Origin of the sequence: Amycolatopsis sp. NBC_01488, from assembly GCF_036227105.1 — a bacterium.
In the GTDB taxonomy this organism is placed as follows: Bacteria; Actinomycetota; Actinomycetes; order Mycobacteriales; family Pseudonocardiaceae; genus Amycolatopsis.
The window spans coordinates 7,439,485-7,461,662 of the sequence record NZ_CP109434.1 but is presented as its reverse complement, the minus strand read 5'-3'; the positions used below and the strand labels follow the sequence as shown (position 1 = coordinate 7,461,662).

Sequence of the window (22,178 nt, the reverse complement as noted above, 5' to 3'; positions counted from 1 at the left end):
GCTCAGGCCGGCTGGAGGACGAAGTCGTAACGCGCCTCGAGCCACGGCTCGGCCGACTCGCCACCGTCCGGCGTCGGCCCGGGCTCGCGGGGCTCGAAGGTGACGACCAGCTCCTGCTTGGTGCCGAACACGACGTCGCTGTCGAGGTACTCGGCGCCGTCCTGGAACAGGTGGGTGATCAGCGGCTCGAACCCGGCCGCGTTGATGAGGAAGTGCACGTGGGCCGGGCGGAAGTGGCTGATGTCGGTGCCGCGGATCAGCTCGCCGACCGGGCCGTCCATCGGGATCGAGTAGCCCTTCGGCGCGATGGTGCGCAGGCAGTAGCTCCCGTCGGGGCGGGTGGCGTACTTCGCGCGCAGCCGGGCCTCGTCGATGTCCGGGATCTGTGACTCGTACGCGCCTTCCTCGTCGGCCTGCCAGATGTCGAGGATCGCGCCGGCCACGGGCGCGCCGTCGAGGCCCCGGACGGTTCCGGTCACGTAGAGCGGAGTGCCGGGCAGGCCGTCGGACATGTCGCCGCCGAACTCCTTCTCCGGCGAGCCGTCGATGTGGAAGGGGCCGAGCACGGTGGCCGGGGTCGCCTCGGCGTCGAAGGCGTGGTTCATCTGCACCACCAGCATGCTCAGGCCGAGCACGTCGGAGGCGAGGATGAACTCCTCGCGCTTCTCGTCGCTGATCTGCCCGGTCTCGGTGAGCCACCGCATCGCGGCCATCCACTCGGTCTCGCTGAGGCGCACCTCGCGGGCGAAGGCGTGCAGGTGCCGGACGAGGGCCGCCATGACCTGCGCCGTGCGCGGATCGTGCGCGCTCGCCCAGCGCCGCGCGGCGAGCTCGGTGATGTTGTCCTCGGTGACGAGCTGCATCGGCGTTCCTCTCAGCGTTGCGGGTCCGGCGGGACCGGCCGGTTGTTCAGGTCGACCGACAGGAAGATGTCGTTGGCGACCGGGTGGCGCAGCTCCTCGGCGAGCTGGCCGATCAGCCCGGCGGTCCGGGCCAGCAGCGCGAACCCGCGCAGCAGCTCCAGCGGCAGCCCGAGGTCGGCGAGCGCGGCCCCGCAGACGCCGGCGCCGTTGAGCGGCAGCGTCTTCCCGAGGACCTGCGGGTGCATCCGGCCGATGGCCGCGAACAGCTCCAGGTGCGGGCCGCGCAGGCCTTCCTCGTCGGCGATCGCGAACAGGCGCCGGGTGCGGGGGTCGCCGTCCTTGTGGACGTGGTGGCCGAGCCCGGGGACGAACTTCCGTTCCGCGCGGCGGTTTTCGACGGTCTCGAGAGCGAGGGCGTCCCAGCCCGCCTCGTCCGCCGGGCGCTCCGCTTTCGCGAGGACGTCGTGCAGGAACCGGCCGCAGTCCTCGGTGACGCCGAGGAAGCGCGACCCCCCGCCGAGCAGGCCCGCGGCCAGGGCGCCCTGGACCGAGTCGGGCGCGGACAGGTACGTCAGCCGCGTGACGATCGCGGTCGGGGTGAAGCCGTGGTCGGCGAGCGCGGCCAGCACCGCTTCGAAGACCCGGATTTCCCCGGTGGCCGGACGTCGTTGCGTGGCCAGCCAGAAGGCCAGCTCGCCGAAGCCGACGGTGCCCATGACGTCCTCGGCGAGGTCCTGGCCGAGCAGGGTGATCTTGTCCTTGGTGGACGATCCGAGCGCGGTTTCGTAGGCGGCGTCAGTCATTCCGGGCCTCCGTGAGCCAGGCGCGGAGTTCGGCGCCGTGCTCGTCGAGTTCCGGCGGCGGCAGCCGGTAGGCGGCGGGGGTCGCGGAGAACCGGATCGGGTGCCGCGTCGTGGGCACGGCGCGCTCGCCGTCGCCGACTTCGACGACCGGGTCGAGCCCGAAGCGTTCGGCCATCGCGAAGCCGCCGTCGATGGTGTTGATCGGTCCACACGGGACACCGACCTCGGTCAGCGCGTCGAACCAGTCCACCGCGGACTTCTTCGCCAGCCGCTCGACGAGGATCGGCCGCAGCTGGTCGCGGTTCTTCGTACGGTCGGCGTTGCGGGCGAACCGCGGGTCGTCGGGGACGCCGGGCAGGTCCAGGACCTCGCACAGCCGGCGGAACTGCCCGTCGTTGGCCGCGGCGACGATCAGGTCGGCATCGGCGGTGGGCAGCGGCTCGTAGGGGAAGACGCTCGGGTGGGCGTTGCCCATCCGGTAGGGCACCACCCCGCCCGCGGCGTAGGCCGAGCTGTGGTTGACCAGCCCGGTCAGCGCCGAGGACAGCAGGTTGACCTCGACGTGCTGGCCCTCGCCGGTCGCGTCGCGGTGGCGCAGCGCGGCGAGGATGCCGATCACCGCGTGGTTGCCGGCCATCACGTCGAACACCGAGATCCCGGCCCGGTACGGCGGGCCGTCCGGGTCGCCGGTCAGGCTCATCAGGCCCGAGATCGCCTGCACCATCAGGTCGTAGCCGGGCACGTGCCGGCCCTCGCCCGAGCCGAAGCCGCTGATGGAGGCGTAGACGACCCCGGGGTTCGCGGCTCGGACAGCGTCGAAGCCCAGGCCGTACTTGGCCAGGCCGCCGGGCTTGAAGTTCTCGATCACCACGTCCGCGCGGGCCGCCAGCTCGCGGGCGACGGCGGCGTCGGCCTCCTCGCGCAGGTCCAGCGCGATCGAGCGCTTCCCGCGGTTCACGCCCAGGTAGTACGTCGAGACGTCACCGCGCACCGGCGGCATCCACGTGCGCGTCTCGTCGCCCTGCGGCCCCTCGACCTTGACGACCTCGGCGCCCATGTCCGCGAGCAGCATCGTCGCGTAGGGGCCGGCGAGCACCCGGGAGAAGTCCGCGACCAGCAGCCCGGACAACGGGCCGACTGCGCTGTGTTCCACCCGGCTCCTCACATCCTGTCCGTCTGACGGACTCATGTCCGCAGTCTCCCTCGCCGGCGCGGTGGTGGTCAAGACACGGCGGGCACGGTCACGTGCGGGACGTCGTCCAGCCGCGCGAAGTCGGCGCTGATGTCCCCGGCGGTCTGCAGCAGCAGCGGCAGGTGGTGCTCGACGAGCCGCTCCACGGACGTCTCGGCGGCGTGGCAGTTGACGTTGACCCCGGCGATCACCCGGCCCGAGCCGTCGCGCAGCGGCGCGGCCACCGAACGGATGCCCAGCGCGAGCTGCTCGTCGGTGAGCGCCCAGCCGCGGGCACGGACCTCGCGCAGCTCGGCGTCGCGCTCGGCCCGGTCCGGCTGCCAGCGCGGGACCAGCCCGGAGCGGGTCGGCTGGGCCAGCACCGCCTCCAGCTCGCCGGGGGCCAGTGCGGCGAGCTGGACCTTGCCCAGCGACGTCGGCAGCGCGGGGAACCGGGTGCCGATCTGGACGGCCAGCGCGACGATCTTCGGCACCGCGACCCGGGCGACGTAGACGATGTCGGAACCGTCGAGCTGGGCGATCGAGCACGACTCGTTCGTGCGCGCGACCAGGCGTTCCAGGTGCGGGCGGGCGACGTCCCACAGGCCCATCGACCGCACGTAGGCGACGCCGAGGTCGAGCACGCGCGGGGTCAAGGCGTAGCCGCGGCCGCCGGCGCGGACGTAGCCGAGCTCCTCCAGGGTGAGCAGGATCCGGCGCGCGGTCGGGCGGGCCAGGCCGGCGGCGGTCGCCACCTCGGCCAGCGTCAGCTCCGGCCGGTGCGGGCCGAACGCCGTGATCACCTCGAGCCCGCGCGCCAGCGCTTCGATGAAGTCGGGACCCGTTCCCTCGCGTGGCATGCACGACCTCCCTCTGCAGTCCTGCCCGCAGCGTAACGGCGGCGATCGACGGGCATTGACACCGGCGCAGCACTGGGCAAAGGTGACTGCACCCCACCAGTGTCCGTACAGCGGACGAGTGTACGCAAGCGGAGGCAGCGATGTCCGGATCGATCGTCCTGCGAGGCGGCACGGTGCTGACCGTCGACGGCGCCCACCGGGTGCTGCCCGGCGAAGACGTCCTGGTCACCGGCGGCGAGATCGCCGCCATCGGGCCGGCTCTCGACGTCCCGGCGGGCACCGAGGAGATCGACGCCACCGGCGGCATCGTCCTGCCGGGCATGATCGACACCCACCGGCACCTGTGGCAGACCGCCATGCGCGGCTACGGCGCCGACTGGACGCTCACGCAGTACTTCGTCTGGTACTACCTCGAATGGGGCAAGGTGTTCCGCCCCGAGGACATCCACGCGGGCAACGTCCTCGGCGCGTGGGAAGCGCTCGAAGCGGGCGTCACGACCACCGTGGACTGGTCCCACGGCCTGCAGACCACCCAGCACGCCGACGCGGCGGCCGACGCGCTCGAAGCCGTCCCCGGCCGGTTCGTCCTCGCCTACGGCAACATCCAGGACGCCCCGGCGAACTGGACCGGCACCCCCGAGTTCCGCGACTTCGTCACGCGTCGCACGGGCGGCGACCTCGGCTTCCAGCTCGCCTTCGACGTCACCGGCGACCCGGCGTTCCCGGAGAAGCCGGCGTTCGAGGTGGCGCGCGAGCTGGGCGTGCCGGTGACCACCCACGCGGGTGTTTGGGGCGCGACCGGCGACGACGGCATCCGGCTGATGCACGAGCACGGCTTCATGACCCCGGAGACGATCTACGTCCACAGCGCGTCGCTGTCGGCGGACTCCTACCACCGGATCGCGGCGACCGGCGGCTCGGCGTCGGTGTCGACGGAAAGCGAGCAGAGCGCGGGCCAGGGCTACCCGTCCACCTGGGCGCTGCGCCAGTACGGGATCCCGGTGTCGCTGTCGATGGACACGTCGGTCTGGTGGAGCGGCGACCTGTTCTCCGCGATGCGCACGACGCTGGGCGCGGACCGGTCGCGCGAACACCTGGAGGCGCAGGCGAAGGGCGAGACGGTGACGCACGCGGCGCTGCGCGCGGAGCAGGTGGTCGAGTGGGCCACCCGCGGCGGCGCGGCCGCGCTGGGACGCTCGGACATCGGCAGCCTCGAGGTCGGCAAGAAGGCCGACGTGGTGCTGCTGAAGAACGACCACTCGCCGGTGTCGTTCCCGCTGCTCAACCCGTACGGCCACGTGGCGTTCCAGGCCCAGCGCGGCGACGTCCACACGGTCCTGGTCGGCGGCCGCGTCGTGAAACGCGACGGCCGCCTGGTGGACGTGGACCTCCCGGCGGTCCGTCGCGAAGTGGAGTCGACGGTCGAGTACCTGCGCGCGCAGCTGGGGGAGGAGGCGTGGGCGAAGGGGATGAACCCGGACATCCCGGAGACGAAGATCCTGGACAACCCGTACACGTACACGACCTACCACAGCGACACCACCCACGGCGGCTGAGCTCGGTGGCAGTCACGGCGTGCACGAGCACCCGGTAGCGTGCGGCCGTGGCCCAGGTGTTCATCCAACCCTCCTACGGCACCGCCGACGCCCGCCGGTACGGGGCGGAGTCGCTCGAGCAGACCGTCGACTTCCGTGCCCTCGCCGAGCTGCTCGACCCGGCCGACCTCGCCCGCCTGAACGCGCTGCACGCCGACGGCCGGGCGCGGTTCTGGGGTGCCAAGGACAAGTACGACCGCCGGATGGACACCGTCACCACCGGGGACGTCGTGCTGTTCACCGGCGGCAAGCACGTCCAGGCCACCGCCGAAGTCGGGCACGGCTTCCGCAACCCGGAGTTCGCGCGCCGGCTGTGGAACCCGGATCCGGGGAAGTGCTTGTTCAGCAACGTCTACAGCCTGCGGCGGTACCGGCGCGTCGGGCTGCCGTACGAAGCGATCTGGGCGCTGCCCGGCTTCACCGCCGGCGACAACTTCATGGGCCTGCGGTTCCTCGACGCGCCGAAGTCGGCTGCGGTCATCGCGTTGCTCGCCTCCTAGGCTCGGGGCATGCCTGAGCCCTTCGCCCCGCGCACCGACCCCGCCGTCCTGGGCGACCTCCGCACCCGGCTGCGCGCCACCCGCTGGCCGGACGGGCCCGAGGACGCCGGGTGGTCGGCCGGCACCGACGTCGCCTACCTGCGCGAGCTCGTCGCGTACTGGGCGGACGGCTTCGACTGGCCCGCCCGCGAAGCCGAGCTGAACGCCATCCCGCGGTTCCGCGTTTCGCTGGGCGGCCACGACATCCACTACGCGCACGTCCGGGCGGCCGGCCCGGCGCTGCCGCTGGTGCTCAGCCACGGCTGGCCGGACTCGTTCTGGCGCTACACCAAGGTGATCCCGCTGCTGACCGACCCCGGCGCGCACGGCGCCGACCCGGCCGACGCCTTCGACGTGATCGTCCCGGACATGCCCGGCTACGGCTACTCCTCGCGCCCCGCGACGCCGGTGAACTCCATCGCCGTCGCCGGCCTGTGGGCCGAGCTGATGGACACGCTCGGCTACCCGCGGTTCGGCGCGGCGGGCGGGGACATCGGCAGCCACGTCAGCCGCTACCTCGCGCTCGACCACCCCGACCGGGTGGTGGCGGTCCACCGCACCGACGCGGGCGTCCCGCTCTTCACCGGCGACCCCGCGGACCTGACGCCGGAGGAGCGCGACTGGATGGCGACGGTGACGGCCTGGGGCGCGTCCGAAGGTGCGTACGCGGCGATGCACCGCACGAAACCCCAGACGGCGGCGGCCGCGCTGAACGACTCGCCGGCCGGGCTGGCGGCGTGGATCGTGGAGAAGCTCCGCTCGTGGAGCGACGGCTTCCCCTTCACGAGCGACGAGATCCTCACCAACATCACGCTCTACTGGCTGACGGAGACGATCGGCTCGTCGATGCGGATGTACCGCGCGAACGCGGCGATCCCGCCGGCGCAGCTGGCCCGCCGGGTTGAGGTGCCGTCGGGCTTCACGCTGTTCCCGGGCGACATCGTCCGCCCGCCGAGGTCCTGGCTCGACCGCACGGCGAACACGGTCCGCGTGACCGAGCCGGCCCGCGGCGGGCACTTCGCGGCGTTCGAGGAACCGGAGCTCTACGCCCAGGAGCTGAGGGACTTCTTCCGCCCCTACCGCGAACGCCGTACGTGACAGTTCCCGGTCAGTTCCCGGCCAGGCGTCCCGGGTCGGCCGACTTGATCCGGAACTGACCGCAGTCAGTCAGTCGGTCAGTCAAGCGACGACGGCCGGGATCCACGAGCGTGGGTCCGCGAGCTGCTCGTCGATGCCGGCGTCGTGCGCGCTCCAGGGAGCGCGCGGCAGGTCCGGAAGAGCGTTCTGTGCCGCCTGCTCGCGTTCAGCGGCGTGTTCAGGGATCCGCTGCCACCAGCTTCCGGTCGTGCTCGGCCAGCTCGTACGCCCGCCGCTTCCCGATGTCGGGCTCCTGCGCCGCGGTGGTCAGCTGTAGGCCTCGAACCGGGCGACCTGGCCGGCCGGCCAGCCGGTGTTGCCCGTGCACGTCAGGCGCAGGAAGCGACGGCTGCCGGCCGGCACGGTGATGGTGACGCTGTTGCCTCGCGCCGGGTCGAACACGTAGCCGGTCGCGGGGACGAGCGTCGCGAAGGTGGCGCCGTCCGACGAGCCCGACAGGCTCATGGTCTGCGTCCGCGTCGCCCACGCGCTCGACGGCGGGACGGCGACCACCACCCGCGTCACCGCGGTCGCCGCACCAAGGTCGACCTGGAGCCACTGGGGGAACGCGTTGTTCGCGCTTTCCCAATAGCTGTCGGGGTTTCCGTCGACGGCGTTGCCCGCGCCGTAGTTCTGCGTGTGGCTGCTTTCGGAGGTGCCGCGGCCGCGCGCCAGGTCCAGCGAGCCGCCGGTGGTCAGCGTCGGTGACGTCGGCCGGGTCGCCGTCAGCGGGAGCTGGCCCTTCAGCATGCGGCCGCCGTCGGCGGTCAGGCGCAGGTAGTAGTCCGACGAGCACGCTGTCCCGTCTTCGTCGAGCGCGAGCAGGCCGGAGCCGACCGGGGTCATCGCGGCGGTTTCGGCGGTCTTCGCGATCTGGTTGCCTTCGCCGTACTCGTCGAACATCGAGATGTAGATGCCCTGGGCGCCGGCGCGGACCATGTTGTAGAACTGGCGCCACATGAAGTCGCCGTGGGCGCGCTGCCGGCCGGAGACGTCGCCGGGCAGCACGCACGGCTGGTAGTCGATGCCGTGGCTGGTGCAGTCGGCCTGGTCGGGCACGGTCAGGTTCTGGTACATCCAATCCGAGCCCGCCGCGTCGCTGATCGCCCCGACCATCCACGGCGAAATCATGTTGAAGGCGTGGTAGACGTCCCCGAAGCCCGGCCGGGACCCGCCGTCGCTGGTCCGCCATTCCCGCGGCACGCCGCCGATGACGTAACAACCCTGTCCCTTGAACCAGTTCACGACGTCGAGGCAGGTGCCGGCGTCCCAGGGGTGGTTCGGGTCGTTGTAGCCGAACCCCCAGATGCAGACGACCGGTTTGCCGTTCTGGCGGGCGTAGGCGGGCGACGCGGTGTGGGCGGACATCTTCGCCGTCCAGTCGGCCTTCATCTCGGACTGCATGTTCGCCCAGCCGGTGGCGTCGTACATGATGTAGAACTTCCGCGCGTGCGACTCGGCGGCGCTGCGGACCTTGGCGGCCATCGCGTCGCGGGTGGGGCCTTCGCTGCTGTTGGGGTTGAACCGCTGCAGCGCAGCGGTGTCGCAGCCGTTCTGCTGCATCCACAGGAAGTGCGTGTCCACGGTCTGCTGGTCGTAGGACGAGAAGAGCGTGGCAGGCTGCCCGTTGCCGAGGTTGCCGTAGGCCGTCGGGTACGTGCGGGTGTACTCGCGCATGTCCGGCCAGGCCTTGATGACGTTGTTGGACGGCGACGGGGTCCGGCTCCAGTCCTGGCTCCAATGCCACCAGCCGTTGATCAGCGCGCCGTCGCCGGCACAGGCGAACCAGCCCTGGTACCCGACGGTGATCTTGCCGACGACGTCCCCGGGCGGGCTCGCCGCCGCGGCGGATCGTGCTCCGGCGAGGGAAAGCGCTCCCCACGCCGAAGCGGCCGCGGCCGAGCCGATGAACGTCCTGCGCGAGATCGCCATGCCAGTTCCTCCCGGCACCGTTGCCCGAATACGTCTTCCGGTGAACGGACTGTAGGCTCGCCGCCAAGAAGTAGCAATAGTAGAACTGATTTCTGAAATTTTCGTACATACGCTCGCAATTATGGCCGCAGTGCCCGGTCCGCCGCCCGGTCAGGCGCGGCATGCCTCGAGAAGATCGTCGGCCAGCGCCGTCGCGGCCGCGGACATCACCCACCGCGCCGGTGCCGCGAGCGCCAGCGTCCAGGTGCTCGCGGGAGTGATGGGGACGGCGCGGAGGTCGGGGTAGCGGGCGGCCGGCGTCTCGGGCAGCAGCGCGACGCCGAGCCGGTTGCGGACGAGCCCGGCCGCGGTGTCGTAGTCGGCCACTTCGTACGGGGTGTCCGGGCTGATGCCCGCGGCGGCGAAGGCCTCGTCGGCCTGACGGCGGATGCCCCAGCCCGCGGCGAACCGCACGACCGTTTCGCCGGCCAGGTCCGACACCTGCACCTGGCCGCGGGTGCCGAGCCGGTGCTCCGGCCGGCACAGCAGCACCAGTGGCTCACGGGCGATCGTGCGGAGGGTGACGCTCGCCGGCGGCGTCGTGGCCGCCACCAGCGCGAGGTCCAGCGCGCCGCCCGCGACGGCCTCGAGGTGGCCGGCGGTGCCCGCGACGCTCTGCCGCAACCGCACCGACACCAGCGGGTACCGGGCGTGGAACCGGCCCAGTGAGGCCGGCAGGTCGAGCGGCCCGGAGGACATCAGGATCCCCAGGTCGACGCTACCGCTGAGCTGTTCGCGGAAGGGCGCGACCGAGTTTCTCGCGCGCCGGGCCGCGGCGAGGGTGCCGCGGGCTTCGGCGAGGAACGCGGCACCGGCCGACGTCAGCGTGACCGGGTACGCGGCCCGGTCGAGGAGGCGGATGTCCAGCTCGCGCTCGAGCTTCGCCACCGCCGTCGACACCGCCGACTGCACGACGTGGGCCCGGTGGGCGCCCCGCGAGAAACTGCGCTCCTCGGCGACGGCGACGAAGTACTCCAGCTGGCGAAGATCCACCCCGGCATTATCTCACATGGAGATGGTGTGTATCGAAACTCTTCGTTGGACGAGATGACCTCCCGGGGCGATGCTCGGAGTGTTGGGGCCCACCGGGGCCGGACGAAGGGAGTCGAGCGATGTCGATCGACCTGACCGAGGAAACCATCACCGCCGAGGTGCAGAAGACCTTCGACGGCGCCGCCGACGACCGGATGCGCGAGATCTTCGTGAAACTCGTGCAGCACTTGCACGACTTCACCCGTGAAGTCCGGCTGACGGGCGAAGAATGGTTCACCGCGGTGGACTTCCTGGAGCGGATCGGCCGGATCAGCAGCCCGACGCGCCAGGAGTTCGTCCTGCTCTCGGACATCCTGGGACTGAGTGTGCTGGTCGACCAGCTCAACCACGGCAGCGGCTCAGCCACCGATTCCACCCTCCTCGGGCCGTTCTACGTCGAGGGCAGGCCGCGCGCGGAGAACGGTGCCGACATCTCCGGCGGGGTCCCCGGTATGCCGTTGTTCTTCAGCGGCACGGTCGTGGACGCCGGCGGCCGGCCGGTCGCGGGGGCGGACGTGGACACCTGGCACAGCGACAGCGAGGGCTTCTACGACGTCCAGCAGGCGGACAAGCTGCACGGTGAACCGGCGATGCGGGCCTGGCTGAAGACCGATCGCGACGGCCGGTTCTCGTTCCGGTCGATCGTCCCGCGGTACTACCCGGTGCCCACCGACGGACCCTGCGGCGAGATCCTCCGCGCGGCGCGCCGCTCGCCGATGCGGCCCGAGCACATCCACTTCTGGTTCCACGCACCGGGCCACGAGCCGCTGGTGACCATGTTGTTCCGGCGCGGGGACCCGTACCTCGAGCAGGACGCGGTGTTCGGTGTCAAGCGTTCCCTGGTCACTTCTTTTGTGCCGCACGAGGCCGGCGAAACCGCGCCGGACGGAACCGAAATGGACGAGCCGTTCCAGACCGTCGAATGGACCTTCACCCTCGACCCGGCCCGCCGGTGACCGTGGCTCCCCCGTCCGGAGTCCAGAAAGGACAGTTAAGTGCGTGCGCTTCGTTTCGACCGGTTCGGCGGTCCTGATGTCCTGCGGGTCGCCGAGGTGCCCGATCCCGTCGCGACCGACGGCACGGCCGTGGTCGCCGTCCGGTCCGCTTCGGTCAACCCGTCCGACCTGAAGAACGTCGCCGGCAGCATGGAAGACACCGTGCTGCCCCGGACACCGGGCCGGGACTTCGCCGGGATCGTCGTCGACGGGCCGCCGGAGTGGCGTGGTGCCGAAGTGTGGGGCACCGGCGGCGACGTCGGCTTCACCCTCGACGGCTCGCACGCGGAGTACGTCCGTGTCCCGGTCGGTGCGCTGGCTCGCAAGCCCGCGCGGCTGAGCTTCGAGGAGGCGTCGGCGGTCGGGGTCAACTTCGTGATCGGCTGGCTCGGCGCCGTCGAGGTCGCGCAGCTGGGCGAGGGCGAGACCGTCGTGGTCTTCGGGATCGCCGGCGGGGTCGGCGGCGCGGTCGCCCAGATCGCCCGCGCGCGCGGCGCCCGGGTGCTCGGTGTCGACCGGTTCGCCCCGGCCGAAGGCACTCCCGCGGCCGAGATCGTGGACGAGTTCGTGCCCTTCACCGATTCGGCGGAGGTCGCCGACACGCTGCTGAAGCACAGCGGCGGCCGGGGCGCCGAGGTCGTCTACGACGCGGTCGGCGGCGTCACCACGGCGGCGGCGCTCGGGGCACTGGCCCAGCGCGGCCGGCTCGTGGTGATCAGCGCGGTCGGCACCCCGACGGTGGAGATCAACCTGCCGGACTTCTACCACCGGGAGGCGCGGCTGCTCGGCGCCGACAGCCGCAAGCTCGACGTCACCGAGTCGGCCGAGCGGCTGACCCTGCTCACCCCGTACTTCGAGCGTGGCGAGTTCCGGCCGCTGCCGGTCGCGCACCGGTTCGGCCTCGAAGACGGGCAGAAAGCGTATTCCGCGGTGGCGGACCAGGTTCCCGGTCGCGTCGTCATCGTCCCGGAATCCCGTTCGTGACCACCCGGAAAGGCGAGACCATGACGCGCTGCGCAGGCGCCCGCATCACCGTCCTCGACGAGAACTTCATCGACATCCTGCTGCCCTCCAGCCCCCGGGTCCGCCGATACAACATGGACCAGCACTTCAGCTCCCGCTACGGCGAACTGCTCGCCGAGAACGGCTTGTGCTTCCTCGTGGAGACGTTCACCGAGAACGGTTCCACGAAGATCCTGTTCGACGCCGGGCTGACGGCGCCGGTGGTGCTGCACAACGCGCGGCACCTCGGGGTCGACCTGAGCGAGGTCGACGCGGTGGTGCTCAGCCACGGCCACCCCGACCACTTCGGCGGCATCAACGGCGTGCTCGAAGCGATCGGCCACCCCACCCCGGTCCTCGCGCACCCCGACGCGTTCGACCCGCGGATGATCGTCAAGCCGCACACCACGCTCCCGATGATCAACATCGGCCTGACCCGCGAAGGGATCCGGGCCGCCGGCGGGCACCTCATGGAGGCGCGGGACCCGGTACCGCTCGGACCGGGCCTGCTCACCTCCGGCGAGATGAAGACCAGCGCCGAGTTCGAGCGGGAAGCGCCGGCCGGACGCCTGTGCGTCCACGCGGACGGCCACGTCGAAGCCGACGACATCAACGACCACCAGGTGCTCGGCATCGACGTCGAGGGCCACGGCCTGATCGTCATCGACCCGTGCGGGCACCGCGGCGTGGTCAGCTCGGTCGACCACATGCGGGGCCTCACAGGCACCGACACGCTTTACGGCGTCCTCGGCGGGTTCCACACCGGACACCCCGGGATCAGCGCCCACCGGATCGACAACACGGCGAAAGCCCTCGCCGCGTACGACCCGAAGCTGGTCGCGCCCATGCACTGCAGCGGGTTCCCGCTCAAGAAGGCCGTCGCGGAGCTGCTCCCGGACGCCTTCGAGATCGTCACGGCGGGCACGGTGCTGACTGTCGGCGATGTCCCGCCCGACACGCGCACCTGGCGATAGCCGTCCCGGACCGGAGGTCGACGATGACACAGAGAACGCTCATCCAGGGTGGCACCGTCTACAGCGTCGATCCCGGCATCGGCGAACTGCCGCGCGGCGACGTGCTGATCGAAGGCGACACGATCGTGGCCGTCGGCGAGGGGATCCCGGCGGCGGGGGCGCGCGTCATCGACGCGACCGACCGGATCGTGCTGCCCGGGCTGGTGGACACCCACCGCCACCTCTGGCAGGCCGCGCTCCGGCAGATCGCGGCCGACTGGACGCTCGGCGAGTACATCGACCGGATGCTGCTGACGCTCGGCCCGCGGTTCGGCCCGGAGGACGTCTACGCGGCCGAGCTGCTCGGCGCGCTCGAGGCCGTCGACGCCGGCATCACCACGGTGCTGGACTGGGCGCACATCATGCGCAGTCCCGAGCACGCCGACGAAGCGGTGCGCGGCCTGGTGGACTCCGGCGTCCGGGCCGTGTTCGGCTACGGCAACCCGGGCGGGCCGCCTGCCGGGTGGTACGCCCGCGACGTGGCCCGCGTCGCGGAGTCCTGCTCGGGGTTGGTCGGCTTCGCGCTCGCCAGCATGGGACCGGAGTTCGGCCCGATCGAAGACACCGTCGCCGACCTCCGGCTCGCCCGCGAACTCGGCATCCGCACGTCGATGCACGTCGGCGTCGGGCTGCTGGGCCGGCAGCGGTCGATCACCGAACTGCACCGGCGGGACCTGCTCGGCCCGGACCTGATCTACGTGCACTGCAACACCTGCACCGACGCCGAACTGCGGCTCATCGCCGAAACCGGCGGGCACGCCTCGATCTCCCCGCGGGTCGAGATGCAGATGGGCCACGGCTACCCGGCGACCGGCCGGCTGTGCGCGGCCGGGGTGCAGCCGAGCCTGAGCGTGGACGTCGTGTCCGGGGTGGGTGGCAGCCTCTTCGCCGAGATGCGCGGAACGCTCGAAGCCGAGCGCGGCTGGCAGCACCACGTCGCGCTGTCCCGCGGCGAGTCACTGGCGGCACTGACGATCACCACCCGCGACGTCGTCCGGATGGCCACCATCGAAGGCGCGCGCACACTGGGTCTCCAGGCCCGCATCGGCTCGCTGACCCCGGGCAAGCAGGCCGACATCGTCCTGCTCGACACGAACCGGCCGAACCTGGCGCCGGTGAACCACCTGCCGGCGGCGATCACCCTGGCGGACAACGAGAACGTCGACACCGTGCTGATCGCCGGCCGGGTGGTCAAGCGGGACGGCCGGCTCGTCCGGCACGACTTGGCGGCGGTGCGCGAACTGGCTCGCGCGTCGCGGGACCGCCTGCTGGCGCCGGCGGTTGCCTGAGGTGACCGCGATGACCAGGATCTTCGTCAACGGCCTCGTGTGGCCCCAGGCAAACCGGCCCGCCGGGCCCGAACCGACCGCGCTGGCCGTTCGCGACGGCCACGTCGTGGCGTGCGGTACCGACGCCGAAATCCGCGAACTGGCCGGCGCGGGTGCCGAGGAGATCGACCTCGGCGGCCGCCGGCTGATCCCGGGCTTGATCGACGGGCACATGCACGCCGTGCGCGGCGGGGCGAGCTGGGCGCGTGAGCTGCGCTGGACGGATGTGCCCGACCTGGCGGCCGGGCTCGGCGCGATCCGGGCCGCGGCCCGGCGGGCCGAGCCGGGGGACTGGATCCGCGTCGTCGGGGGCTGGCACCCGTGCCAGTTCCCCGAATCCCGCGAGCCCACCCGGGCCGAACTGGACGCCGTCACCACCGACCACCCGGTGTACGTGCAGGCGCTGTACGAGGCCGCGGTGCTCAACTCGGCAGCGTTGCGCGCGGCCGGGATCGACGCCGCGAGCGCGGATCCGCCCGGTGGCCGCTTCGAACGCGATCCGGTGACCGGCGAGCCGACCGGCCGGGTCTTCGGCATGGGTGCGTTCAACCACGTCCTCTCCGCGGTGCCGCCGGCCACGCCCGAGGAGGAACGCCGGTCCACCGCCGTGATGTTCGCCGACCTGCACGCGCTCGGCCTGACCGGGCTCGTCGACGCCGGCGGGTTCGGGATGCCGCCGCAGCGGTACGAGCCGCTGTTCGCGTTGTGGCGCGAGGGCGGCCTCTCGATGCGGATGCGGCTCTTCCTGTCCGCCACCGACCCGGGCCAGGAGTACGCCCAGCTCGTGGACTGGATGCGCCACACCCCCTCCCGGTTCGGCGATCCGATGCTGGCCTTCCTCGGCATCGGGGAAGTGGTGCACTTCGGCTGTCACGACTTCGAAGGCCTCGAAGACTTCGCCATCTCCGACGCGGCGATCGACGAGCTGCACCGGATCTGTGCCCACGCCGCCGAACGCGGCTGGCCGGTGAACATCCACGCCGTCGTCGACGAATCCATCGACCGGATCCTCACCTGCTGGGAGGCCGTCGACGAGCGGATCCCGGTGGGCGGGCTGCGGTTCACCCTCTCGCACGGCGACCGCATCAGCGCCCGGAACCTGAAGCGGCTCAAGGCACTCGGCGCCGGCTTGGTGCTCGACGACCACCACGTGTTCAAAGCCGCATCGTCCGAACGGGCCTGGGGCGCCGGGTCCCTGGCCGCGGTGCCGCCGATCGCCGACCTGCTCGCCGCCGGCGTCCCGCTCGCGGCCGGGACCGACGCCACCCGCGCTTGCTCGCACAACCCGTGGCTCGCGCTGTGGTGGCTGATCACGGGCCGGTCCGCGGACGGAACCGCCCGGCGGGGCGCCGAGCACCGGATGTCGCGGGAACAGGCGCTGGACTGCTACACGGCGGGCAGCGCCTGGCTCAGCTTCGAGGAGACGACCCGGGGACGGCTGGTGCCCGGCGCGTACGCGGATTTCGCGGTCCTCAGCGAGGACTACTTCGCCGTCCCCGTGGACCGGATCCCGCTGATCCGGTCCGAGCTGACGGTGGTGGCGGGCGAGGTCGTGCACTCGACCGGCTGACGGCCCCGGCGGTTCCGCTCGGTCAGCCGGTGGCGACGACGAATGCCTCCCGTTCCTCGGCCGTGCGTTCCCGCAGCGCGAGCACAGCGGCCAGCGTGATCAGGCAGGCCACGAGCATGTAGGCCGAGACGGACAGCGACGTGCCGGTCAGCCCGACCAGCCAGGTCGCCACCAGCGGCGCGAAACCGCCGCCGAGGACGGCACCGAAGGCGTAGGCGAACGACACGCCGCTGTAGCGGATCGCGGCGGGGAACAGCTCGGCATAGGCCGCGGCCTGCGGTCCGTACGTCAGGCCCAGGCCGAACGCGAGCACGACGACGGCCACGAGCAGCAGCGGCACGGACCGGGTGTCGAAGAGCAGGAAGAACGGGAACGTCCACAGGGCCAGGGCGAGCGTGCCGACGAGGTAGGTCCGCCGCCGGCCCCAGGTGTCCGACCAGCGGCCGGCGAGCAGGGTGAACACACCCCAGGCGACCGCGCCGACCATGCTGACGAGCAGCATGGTCGTGCTGGACAGCTTCAGCGTCCGCGTGCCGTAGGACGTGATGAAGGCGATCAGGATGTACCCGATCAGGTTGTTCGCGATGAACAGCCCGATCGCGACGATCAGTTCGCGGGAGCTGGTCCGGAACAACACTTTCAGCGGCGCCGAGCGACGGCTCCGGCGTTCCTGCAGCTCGGTGAAGACCGGGCTTTCGGCAACCCGTGCGCGCACGAAGAACCCGACCCCGATCAGCACGACCGAGAGCAGGAACGGGATGCGCCAGCCCCACGCCTGGAACTGGTCCTTCGTGGTCGACGCCGACACCGTGAAGAAGGCGAGGTTGGCCAGCAGCAGGCCGATCGGGACGCCGATCTGCGGGAACGAGCCGAAGTAGCCGCGCCGTCGTGGTGGGGCGTGTTCGACGGCCATCAGCGCGGCGCCGCCCCACTCGCCGCCCGCGGACAGGCCCTGCAGGAGCCGGAGCAGGACGAGCAGGACGGGCGCGGCGATGCCGATGGCGTCGTAGCCCGGGAGCAGGCCGACGCCGACGGTGGACAGGCCCATCAGCACGAGCGTGGCGACCAGGACGCCCTTGCGGCCGAACCGGTCCCCGAGGTGCCCGGCGATGACGCCGCCGACCGGGCGGGCGGCGATGCTGACGCCGAACGTGGCGAAGGAGGCGAGCAGCGCGGCCGTGCTGTCCAGCGCCGGGAAGAACTGCTTGCTGAACACCAGCCCGGCGGCCGAGGCGTAGACGAAGAAGTCGTACCACTCGATGGTGGTCCCGACGAGGCTGGCGGCGACGACTCGCCGCAGCCGGCGCGCCGGGTCTGGGTCGTCGGGTCTGAGTGCGGGAGCGGTGGCGGCGGGTTCGGGGGTCATCGTGGTCCTTTCCTTGCGGACTTTCAGGAAGACGGTCCCCAGGTGACGGGGCTGGTGGTGAAGGAGGCCGGCGCGGCGAGCGGCACCGTGATGGACGACGGCGCCCACGGGGCCCGGCTGATGCTGAATTGCCCCGAGCCGAGGTGCGCTTTCTGCTGCGGTGTCGGGGCCAGCTGGAAGTGGAAGTTGGCCGGTGCCTGGCTGTTCAGCACGACCTGGAGCCGGTAGCCGGCGGGGAGCACGGTGAAGTTCGGCAGGACCGAGATGTCCATCTTCACGGTCTCGTTCGGCGTGAGCAGTCGTTGGCTCGCCTGGGTGAACGGGTGACTCGGCTGGATCAGCGCGTGGCCGCTGCCGTACCAGCTCTGCCGGGTGTCCAGTTCGCGCAGGCTCGCCAGGAGGCCGCCGTCCGACACCTTCGTCACGACGCCGGTCGGCGACACGAGGTTGACGGTCGCGGCCACGTACGCGTCGGGAGTGGTCGACTTCAGGTACAGGCTGACGTCGATCGGGCCGTCCAGCACCGCGTCCCGGGCGAGGGGCGTGGTGGTGTAGGTGAGCGCGGACGAAATCTCGTCGGTCCCGGCAGCGGTGGGCCGGGTGGTCGTCAAAGCGTTGCCGCTGTCGAGGTAGTACGTACCGGTGCCGGTGGACGGCGGCCAGGCCGCGGTGTCGACCCAGCGGTCGCCGCCGTTCTGGAAGAGGTGCAAGGGTTTCGTGGTGTTCGCCATGCCGGTCGGCCGGCCCTTCAACCACGTGTCGAACCATTCCTTGCGGATGTTCGAGAGCACGTCTTCGTTCACGTGCTCGCCGTGCGTCCACGGGCCCACGACGGCGTGGTACCGGCCGGTCACCCGCTGCCCGGCGGCGATCGGCGCGGTCACGGGCCGGTGGAAGTACGCGTTCTGCGCGGCCACGTACGCGCCGATGCTGCCCCCGGGGAACAGGTCTTTCCAGCCCGCTTCGCTCAACGCGGGAATTCCGTTCGCGACGATCCGCGGCATGAGATCCTGGACGTCGAGTCCGTGCCAGTAGGGATTGTCGTACGACCGGGCGCCGCCGGTGGTCAGGTCGTTGACCGTGACCGACAGGGGATCGGTCTGCGGGTTGTCCTGCGGCCCGCGCGGGAAGGCGTGGGCGATCGACGGGATGAACGTGGTCGGGACGCCGCCCACCGTCGCGAGGTCCTCGTACATCTCGGAGTCGGTGCAGAACGGCGCGATGGCCTTGAGCGCCGAGTGCGGCCCGGCCTCGGCCGCGGTGTACCACTGGTCGACGCCGAGGTAGGAACAGCCGTCCAGGCCGACGTTGCCGTCGGAGCCCGGGAGACCGTGAGCTGCCCAGCCGACCAGCGCGGCGCCGTCGCGGCCTTGCCGCGCGCCGAACCAGTCCAGCTGCCCGCCCGAGGCGCCGGTGCCCCGGACCGAGGCCGTGACGTAGATGTACCCGCGTTCGACGAAGTAGGCACCGCCGGCCCGCGGATCGGGGCCCGCCATGCCGTACGGGGTCTGGGAAAGCAGGACAGGAAACGTGCCCGGTGCGCGCGCACCGGTGGCCGGGTCGGTCGGATAGACCACCTGTGTGGACAGCATGACGCCGTCGTCCATCGTGACGGACGCGGCTGTCGGCTGGCTGTGCCCGTAGGTCGCGGGCTCCGGCTCCGGCACCCAGCTCGCTTCTGCCGCTGCCGGTGCGACGGTCACCGCGGCCAGCGCGAGCAGCACGGCTCCGGCCAGCCGATGGGCTTTCTTCATGCGGGCTCCTTCGTAGACGCCGGTTCCACAGGCAAGGACAGGGACGAATCCGCGCAGGCGAGCGCGTAGCGAGCCGGCGCGGGGTTGCGGGCGAAGCGCGGGTAGGCGCCGCCCGAGATCTGGAGACGCACCCGGTGCCCGGCCAGGAAGCGGTGGGCGCACGAACCGAGCGGCAGGCTCACCGACCCCGAGGTCGTGGTGAACACCTCGGTCACGTTCCACGACCGGCCGCGGTCGTCGACGTCGCACAGCCGGACGAAAAGATGGGGCGGTGCGGGGGATTCCACGGTCAACCGGAGTTCGACATGGGGTGTGCCGACGACGTCGAGATCGGCTTCCAGGGGCGCCGAGGTGAAGGTGACGACGTCGTCGCGGCGTTCGAGCGGGCGGTTGTCCTGGCGGCCCGCCTTGGCCGACATGTGCCGTCCGCCGAGCGCCGGTGTGGGGTCCGCCGGGTCGTAGGTGAACTCGACCGTGCCCGGATCCTCGGCCGGTTCGTCGCTTAGCTGCCCGCTCGCGTGCAGGGCGAGGGTGTGTTCGCCGGTCTTCGGCGGCCAGGACTGCAACGTCCGCCAGACGCCGGCGCCGGTGAGGTAGCTGCGGACGGGAGCCGGGCGGGCGGACGCGGCACCGGCGAGATGCTGGTCGAACCAGGACAGTGCTTCGGAGTCCGTGACGCGCGCCGCCTTGAACGTCGTGTCGAGGTGGGTCCAGGGACCGATCGTCATGGCCACGTCGACGCCGCGCTCTTCGAGGGCGTGGAACTGCTCGAGTGTCTGGTCGACGAAGACGTCGTGCCAGCCGCCGATGAGCAGTGTCGGGGTCCGCGTCGTGGCGAGGGCGGCCGTCGCGTCGTAGTCCGTCCAAAAAGGATCGTCGAGATCGGTGTGGCTGAGCCAGTCGGTGAACCACGGCGCACCGATGCCCAGCGCGGCGGCTTCGGCGGTCGGTTCTCGCAGCGCGGCCTTGACGCGGCAGCGTGCGGCCAGCATGGCGGGCAGTCCTCGCGCCTGGATCATGGCGCTCCAGCCGAGGAAGTCGGCGAGCGCGAAGGACCCCGTGCCCCGAAGTGCGCGGGCGAAGTCGTGCGGGCCGACCACGACGACGGACGCCCGCAGTTCCGGCGGCGGATCCCGGAGCAGCGCCCACTGCGTCCAGCCGAGATAGGAGCCGCCGAGGGTGGCGAGGCGACCGGTGAACCACGGCTGCGTGCGCAGCCAGGCGACGGTGTCCTGGGCGTCTGATGCCTCCTGCGCCATCGGGCGGAACGTCCCGGTGGAGCCGCCGGTGCCCCGGACGCTCTGCACGACGACCTGGTAGCCGTGATCGGCTAACGCACGGCCGTGGAAGAGGCTTTCCGGCAGCCCGCGGCCGTAGGGCGTCCGGATCAGGACCGTGCCGTGCGTTTCCCCGACGGGCGCGTAGACGTCGGTGAGGAGGTGCGCGCCGTCCGCGGTGGGAACCCGCAGCCCGCGCTCGACCGTGTAGGGCGTCCCACCCGGTGGCAGGCCGAACACCTTCCGGTGCACAGCGCCGATGACGCCGGCGCGCTGGGGTTTCGTCATGACTTCTGCTCCTGGTACCGGCGTTCCGCCTGCGCCGTGCGGCTCGGCGGGGGATAGAGCACGCCCGCGACCACCGCGGCCGCGGCCAGTGCGGCGGCCGCGCCCCAGAACGCGGCGTGGTACCCGGCGATCTCCCCGGACGCGGCCAGCGAAAGGCTGGTAAGCAGGGCGATGCCGATCGAGCCGCCGATCTGCTGGGTGGTGTTCACCGTCGCCGACGCGACACCCGCCTGCGCCGGCGGCACCCCGGCGGCCGCCGAGCGCATCGTCGAGCCGAAGACCGTGCCCAGCCCGAGCCCGGCCATCAGCAGTCCCGGAAGGACGGCGGTGGCGTACGCGGCCTCGGCGCCGATCCCGGTGAGGTAGAGGAAACCGGCGGCGGCGAGCGCGGCTCCCGCCGTGACCGGCAGCCGGATGCCGAACCGGGGGACCAGCGCGGCGCCGGACGCGGCGGAGCCGACGGCGACCGACACGGCCATCGGCAGGAACGCCACGCCCGCGAGCACCGGCGAGAAGCCGAGCGTCCGCTGCAGGTAGTAGGCCAGGAACAGGTACATCGAAAACATCCCGACCGCGGCGAGCAACATGACCAGGTACGACGTGCCGCGCGTGCGCGAACGCAGGATCGAGGGCGGCAGCAACGGCGTGGCCGTGCGGACCTCGACGAACCCGAACGCGCCGAGCAGCCCGACCCCGAGCGCGAGCGAGCCGAGGGTTTCCGGGCTGGTCCAGCCGAGCACCTCTGACCGGCCAAAGCCCAGCACGAGCGCGAACAGGCCAGCTACGACGAGCCCGATGCCCCACCAGTCTGTTCGCTGAGCGGTCGTGCGAGCGTTGGCCGGGAGCGCGGTCCGGGCACCGGCGATGACGGCGGCCGCGAGCACGACGTTGACGAACAGGCACCAGCGCCAGGACAGCACGTCGGTCAGGACACCGCCGAGCAGCAGCCCGATCGCTCCGCCGCCGCCGGCGACGGCCCCGTAGACGCCGAACGCGCGCCCCACGTCGCCGGTGCCGCGGAACGTCGTCGACAGCAGCGACAGCGCGGCCGGCGCCAGCAGCGCGGCGAACACGCCTTGCGCGGCCCGGGCCGCGACCAGCACGGCGAACCCCGGCGCCCAGCCGCCGAGGGCCGAAGCGACGGCGAACCCGGTCAGCCCGACGATGAAGCCGGTGCGGGCGCCGAAGCGGTCGTTGAGCCGTCCGCCGGCGAGCAGCAGGCTGCCGAAGGCGAGCGAGTACGCGGTCACCACCCACTGGCGGTCCGCGTCGCCGAAGCCGAGGTCCGCCTGCGCCGCGGGCAGCGCGATGTTCACGATGGTCGCGTCCAGCACCACCATGAGCTGGGCGAGCGCGACGACGGCGAGGACCCCCCACCGCTGCCGTTGTGCGGTCATCCGCACCTCCGTTCCGGAATAGCTATTCCGGACAGTAGCAGCCGCACGCAAGCCCGGCCTGCCGGTCGTGAGTGAGAAACAGGGTTAGAACACTGTTTCTCACTCACGACCAGCCGCGGCAGACCGCACGGCACTAGGTCGAATGACCGAATCGAGGCCGGAGCCGCGCTCGCTACCGTCGCCGGGCACCGCGGCGGAGAGGCGCATACTGGCTGGA

18 protein-coding genes are annotated in these 22,178 nt (G+C 71.8%); 8 read left to right on the top strand and 10 right to left on the bottom strand.

Going from position 1 to position 22,178, the window contains the following annotated elements:
- Positions 1-2: 2 nt before the first annotated feature.
- The 4 genes from OG738_RS35120 to OG738_RS35105 form a co-directional block, all read right to left on the bottom strand.
- Positions 3-863: a dioxygenase family protein gene (locus OG738_RS35120; protein ID WP_329047455.1), complete on the bottom strand. Its 861-nt coding sequence runs from the start codon at positions 861-863 to the stop codon at positions 3-5.
- An 11-nt stretch (positions 864-874) separates the two neighbouring features.
- Entirely contained in the window at positions 875-1,666 is a 792-nt protein-coding gene (locus OG738_RS35115) for a citryl-CoA lyase (protein WP_329047454.1), read from the bottom strand.
- A complete protein-coding gene (locus OG738_RS35110; RefSeq protein ID WP_329047453.1) occupies positions 1,659-2,819 on the bottom strand; it encodes a CaiB/BaiF CoA transferase family protein in 1,161 nt (386 codons plus the stop codon). The genes OG738_RS35115 and OG738_RS35110 overlap by 8 nt, the downstream gene beginning before the upstream one ends.
- 68 nt (positions 2,820-2,887) lie before the next feature.
- On the bottom strand, positions 2,888-3,697 hold the full coding sequence (locus OG738_RS35105; RefSeq protein ID WP_329047452.1) for an IclR family transcriptional regulator domain-containing protein: 810 nt from the start codon (positions 3,695-3,697) through the stop codon (positions 2,888-2,890).
- Between the two features lie 140 nt (positions 3,698-3,837).
- Here OG738_RS35105 and OG738_RS35100 point away from each other — a divergent pair, with 140 nt between their 5' ends.
- Genes OG738_RS35100 through OG738_RS35090 form a run of 3 tightly spaced genes read left to right on the top strand, consistent with a single transcriptional unit; the run spans position 3,838 to position 6,929 of the window.
- Positions 3,838-5,253 (top strand): amidohydrolase family protein, encoded by a 1,416-nt coding sequence (locus tag OG738_RS35100; protein WP_329047451.1) that lies wholly within the window; start codon positions 3,838-3,840, stop codon positions 5,251-5,253.
- Between the two features lie 47 nt (positions 5,254-5,300).
- Complete coding sequence (locus OG738_RS35095; RefSeq protein ID WP_329047450.1) at positions 5,301-5,792, top strand: hypothetical protein; 492 nt, start codon at positions 5,301-5,303, stop codon at positions 5,790-5,792.
- A 9-nt stretch (positions 5,793-5,801) separates the two neighbouring features.
- The gene (locus OG738_RS35090; protein WP_329047449.1) at positions 5,802-6,929 is read left to right on the top strand and encodes an epoxide hydrolase family protein; all 1,128 of its coding nucleotides are present in this window, start codon (positions 5,802-5,804) and stop codon (positions 6,927-6,929) included.
- Positions 6,930-7,235: 306 nt separating this feature from the next.
- On the opposite strand, the gene OG738_RS35085 is transcribed toward OG738_RS35090, so the two are convergent.
- Positions 7,236-8,900 (bottom strand): discoidin domain-containing protein, encoded by a 1,665-nt coding sequence (locus OG738_RS35085; RefSeq protein ID WP_329047447.1) that lies wholly within the window; start codon positions 8,898-8,900, stop codon positions 7,236-7,238.
- A gap of 150 nt (positions 8,901-9,050) precedes the next feature.
- Positions 9,051-9,932, bottom strand: coding sequence for a LysR family transcriptional regulator (locus OG738_RS35080; RefSeq protein WP_329047446.1), 882 nt, complete (start codon positions 9,930-9,932; stop codon positions 9,051-9,053).
- Between the two features lie 119 nt (positions 9,933-10,051).
- On the opposite strand from OG738_RS35080, the gene OG738_RS35075 reads away from it, so the two are divergent.
- From OG738_RS35075 to OG738_RS35055, 5 genes are read left to right on the top strand one after another with little or no spacing between them, the layout of a single operon-like run.
- A complete protein-coding gene (locus OG738_RS35075; protein ID WP_329047445.1) occupies positions 10,052-10,927 on the top strand; it encodes a dioxygenase family protein in 876 nt (291 codons plus the stop codon).
- A gap of 39 nt (positions 10,928-10,966) precedes the next feature.
- Positions 10,967-11,950, top strand: coding sequence for a quinone oxidoreductase family protein (locus OG738_RS35070; RefSeq protein ID WP_329047444.1), 984 nt, complete (start codon positions 10,967-10,969; stop codon positions 11,948-11,950).
- A 20-nt stretch (positions 11,951-11,970) separates the two neighbouring features.
- Complete coding sequence (locus OG738_RS35065) at positions 11,971-12,942, top strand: MBL fold metallo-hydrolase (RefSeq protein WP_329047443.1); 972 nt, start codon at positions 11,971-11,973, stop codon at positions 12,940-12,942.
- 23 nt (positions 12,943-12,965) lie between these two features.
- Complete coding sequence (locus OG738_RS35060) at positions 12,966-14,270, top strand: amidohydrolase family protein (RefSeq protein WP_329047442.1); 1,305 nt, start codon at positions 12,966-12,968, stop codon at positions 14,268-14,270.
- 10 nt (positions 14,271-14,280) lie between these two features.
- The gene (locus OG738_RS35055) at positions 14,281-15,879 is read left to right on the top strand and encodes an amidohydrolase (RefSeq protein WP_329047441.1); all 1,599 of its coding nucleotides are present in this window, start codon (positions 14,281-14,283) and stop codon (positions 15,877-15,879) included.
- 22 nt (positions 15,880-15,901) lie between these two features.
- Here the strand turns inward: OG738_RS35055 and OG738_RS35050 are convergent, their stop codons facing one another.
- From OG738_RS35050 to OG738_RS35035, 4 genes are read right to left on the bottom strand one after another with little or no spacing between them, the layout of a single operon-like run.
- Positions 15,902-17,245 (bottom strand): MFS transporter, encoded by a 1,344-nt coding sequence (locus OG738_RS35050; RefSeq protein WP_329047440.1) that lies wholly within the window; start codon positions 17,243-17,245, stop codon positions 15,902-15,904.
- Positions 17,246-17,268: 23 nt separating this feature from the next.
- The gene (locus tag OG738_RS35045) at positions 17,269-18,999 is read right to left on the bottom strand and encodes a CocE/NonD family hydrolase (protein WP_329047439.1); all 1,731 of its coding nucleotides are present in this window, start codon (positions 18,997-18,999) and stop codon (positions 17,269-17,271) included.
- Positions 18,996-20,564: a CocE/NonD family hydrolase gene (locus tag OG738_RS35040; protein WP_329047438.1), complete on the bottom strand. Its 1,569-nt coding sequence runs from the start codon at positions 20,562-20,564 to the stop codon at positions 18,996-18,998. The genes OG738_RS35045 and OG738_RS35040 overlap by 4 nt, the downstream gene beginning before the upstream one ends.
- Positions 20,561-21,961: an MFS transporter gene (locus tag OG738_RS35035; protein WP_329047437.1), complete on the bottom strand. Its 1,401-nt coding sequence runs from the start codon at positions 21,959-21,961 to the stop codon at positions 20,561-20,563. Before OG738_RS35035 ends, OG738_RS35040 begins: the two co-directional genes overlap by 4 nt.
- Positions 21,962-22,178: the final 217 nt, after the last annotated feature.

Coding starts and splice junctions, on each gene's coding strand:
- OG738_RS35050 (WP_329047440.1), bottom strand. CDS start 17,245: ATGACCCCCGAACCCGCCGCCACCGCTCCCGCACTCAGACCCGACGAC.
- OG738_RS35065 (WP_329047443.1), top strand. CDS start 11,971: ATGACGCGCTGCGCAGGCGCCCGCATCACCGTCCTCGACGAGAACTTC.
- OG738_RS35090 (WP_329047449.1), top strand. CDS start 5,802: ATGCCTGAGCCCTTCGCCCCGCGCACCGACCCCGCCGTCCTGGGCGAC.
- OG738_RS35035 (WP_329047437.1), bottom strand. CDS start 21,961: ATGACCGCACAACGGCAGCGGTGGGGGGTCCTCGCCGTCGTCGCGCTC.
- OG738_RS35040 (WP_329047438.1), bottom strand. CDS start 20,564: ATGACGAAACCCCAGCGCGCCGGCGTCATCGGCGCTGTGCACCGGAAG.
- OG738_RS35060 (WP_329047442.1), top strand. CDS start 12,966: ATGACACAGAGAACGCTCATCCAGGGTGGCACCGTCTACAGCGTCGAT.
- OG738_RS35055 (WP_329047441.1), top strand. CDS start 14,281: ATGACCAGGATCTTCGTCAACGGCCTCGTGTGGCCCCAGGCAAACCGG.
- OG738_RS35045 (WP_329047439.1), bottom strand. CDS start 18,999: ATGAAGAAAGCCCATCGGCTGGCCGGAGCCGTGCTGCTCGCGCTGGCC.
- OG738_RS35075 (WP_329047445.1), top strand. CDS start 10,052: ATGTCGATCGACCTGACCGAGGAAACCATCACCGCCGAGGTGCAGAAG.
- OG738_RS35105 (WP_329047452.1), bottom strand. CDS start 3,697: ATGCCACGCGAGGGAACGGGTCCCGACTTCATCGAAGCGCTGGCGCGC.
- OG738_RS35115 (WP_329047454.1), bottom strand. CDS start 1,666: ATGACTGACGCCGCCTACGAAACCGCGCTCGGATCGTCCACCAAGGAC.
- OG738_RS35120 (WP_329047455.1), bottom strand. CDS start 863: ATGCAGCTCGTCACCGAGGACAACATCACCGAGCTCGCCGCGCGGCGC.
- OG738_RS35085 (WP_329047447.1), bottom strand. CDS start 8,900: ATGGCGATCTCGCGCAGGACGTTCATCGGCTCGGCCGCGGCCGCTTCG.
- OG738_RS35100 (WP_329047451.1), top strand. CDS start 3,838: ATGTCCGGATCGATCGTCCTGCGAGGCGGCACGGTGCTGACCGTCGAC.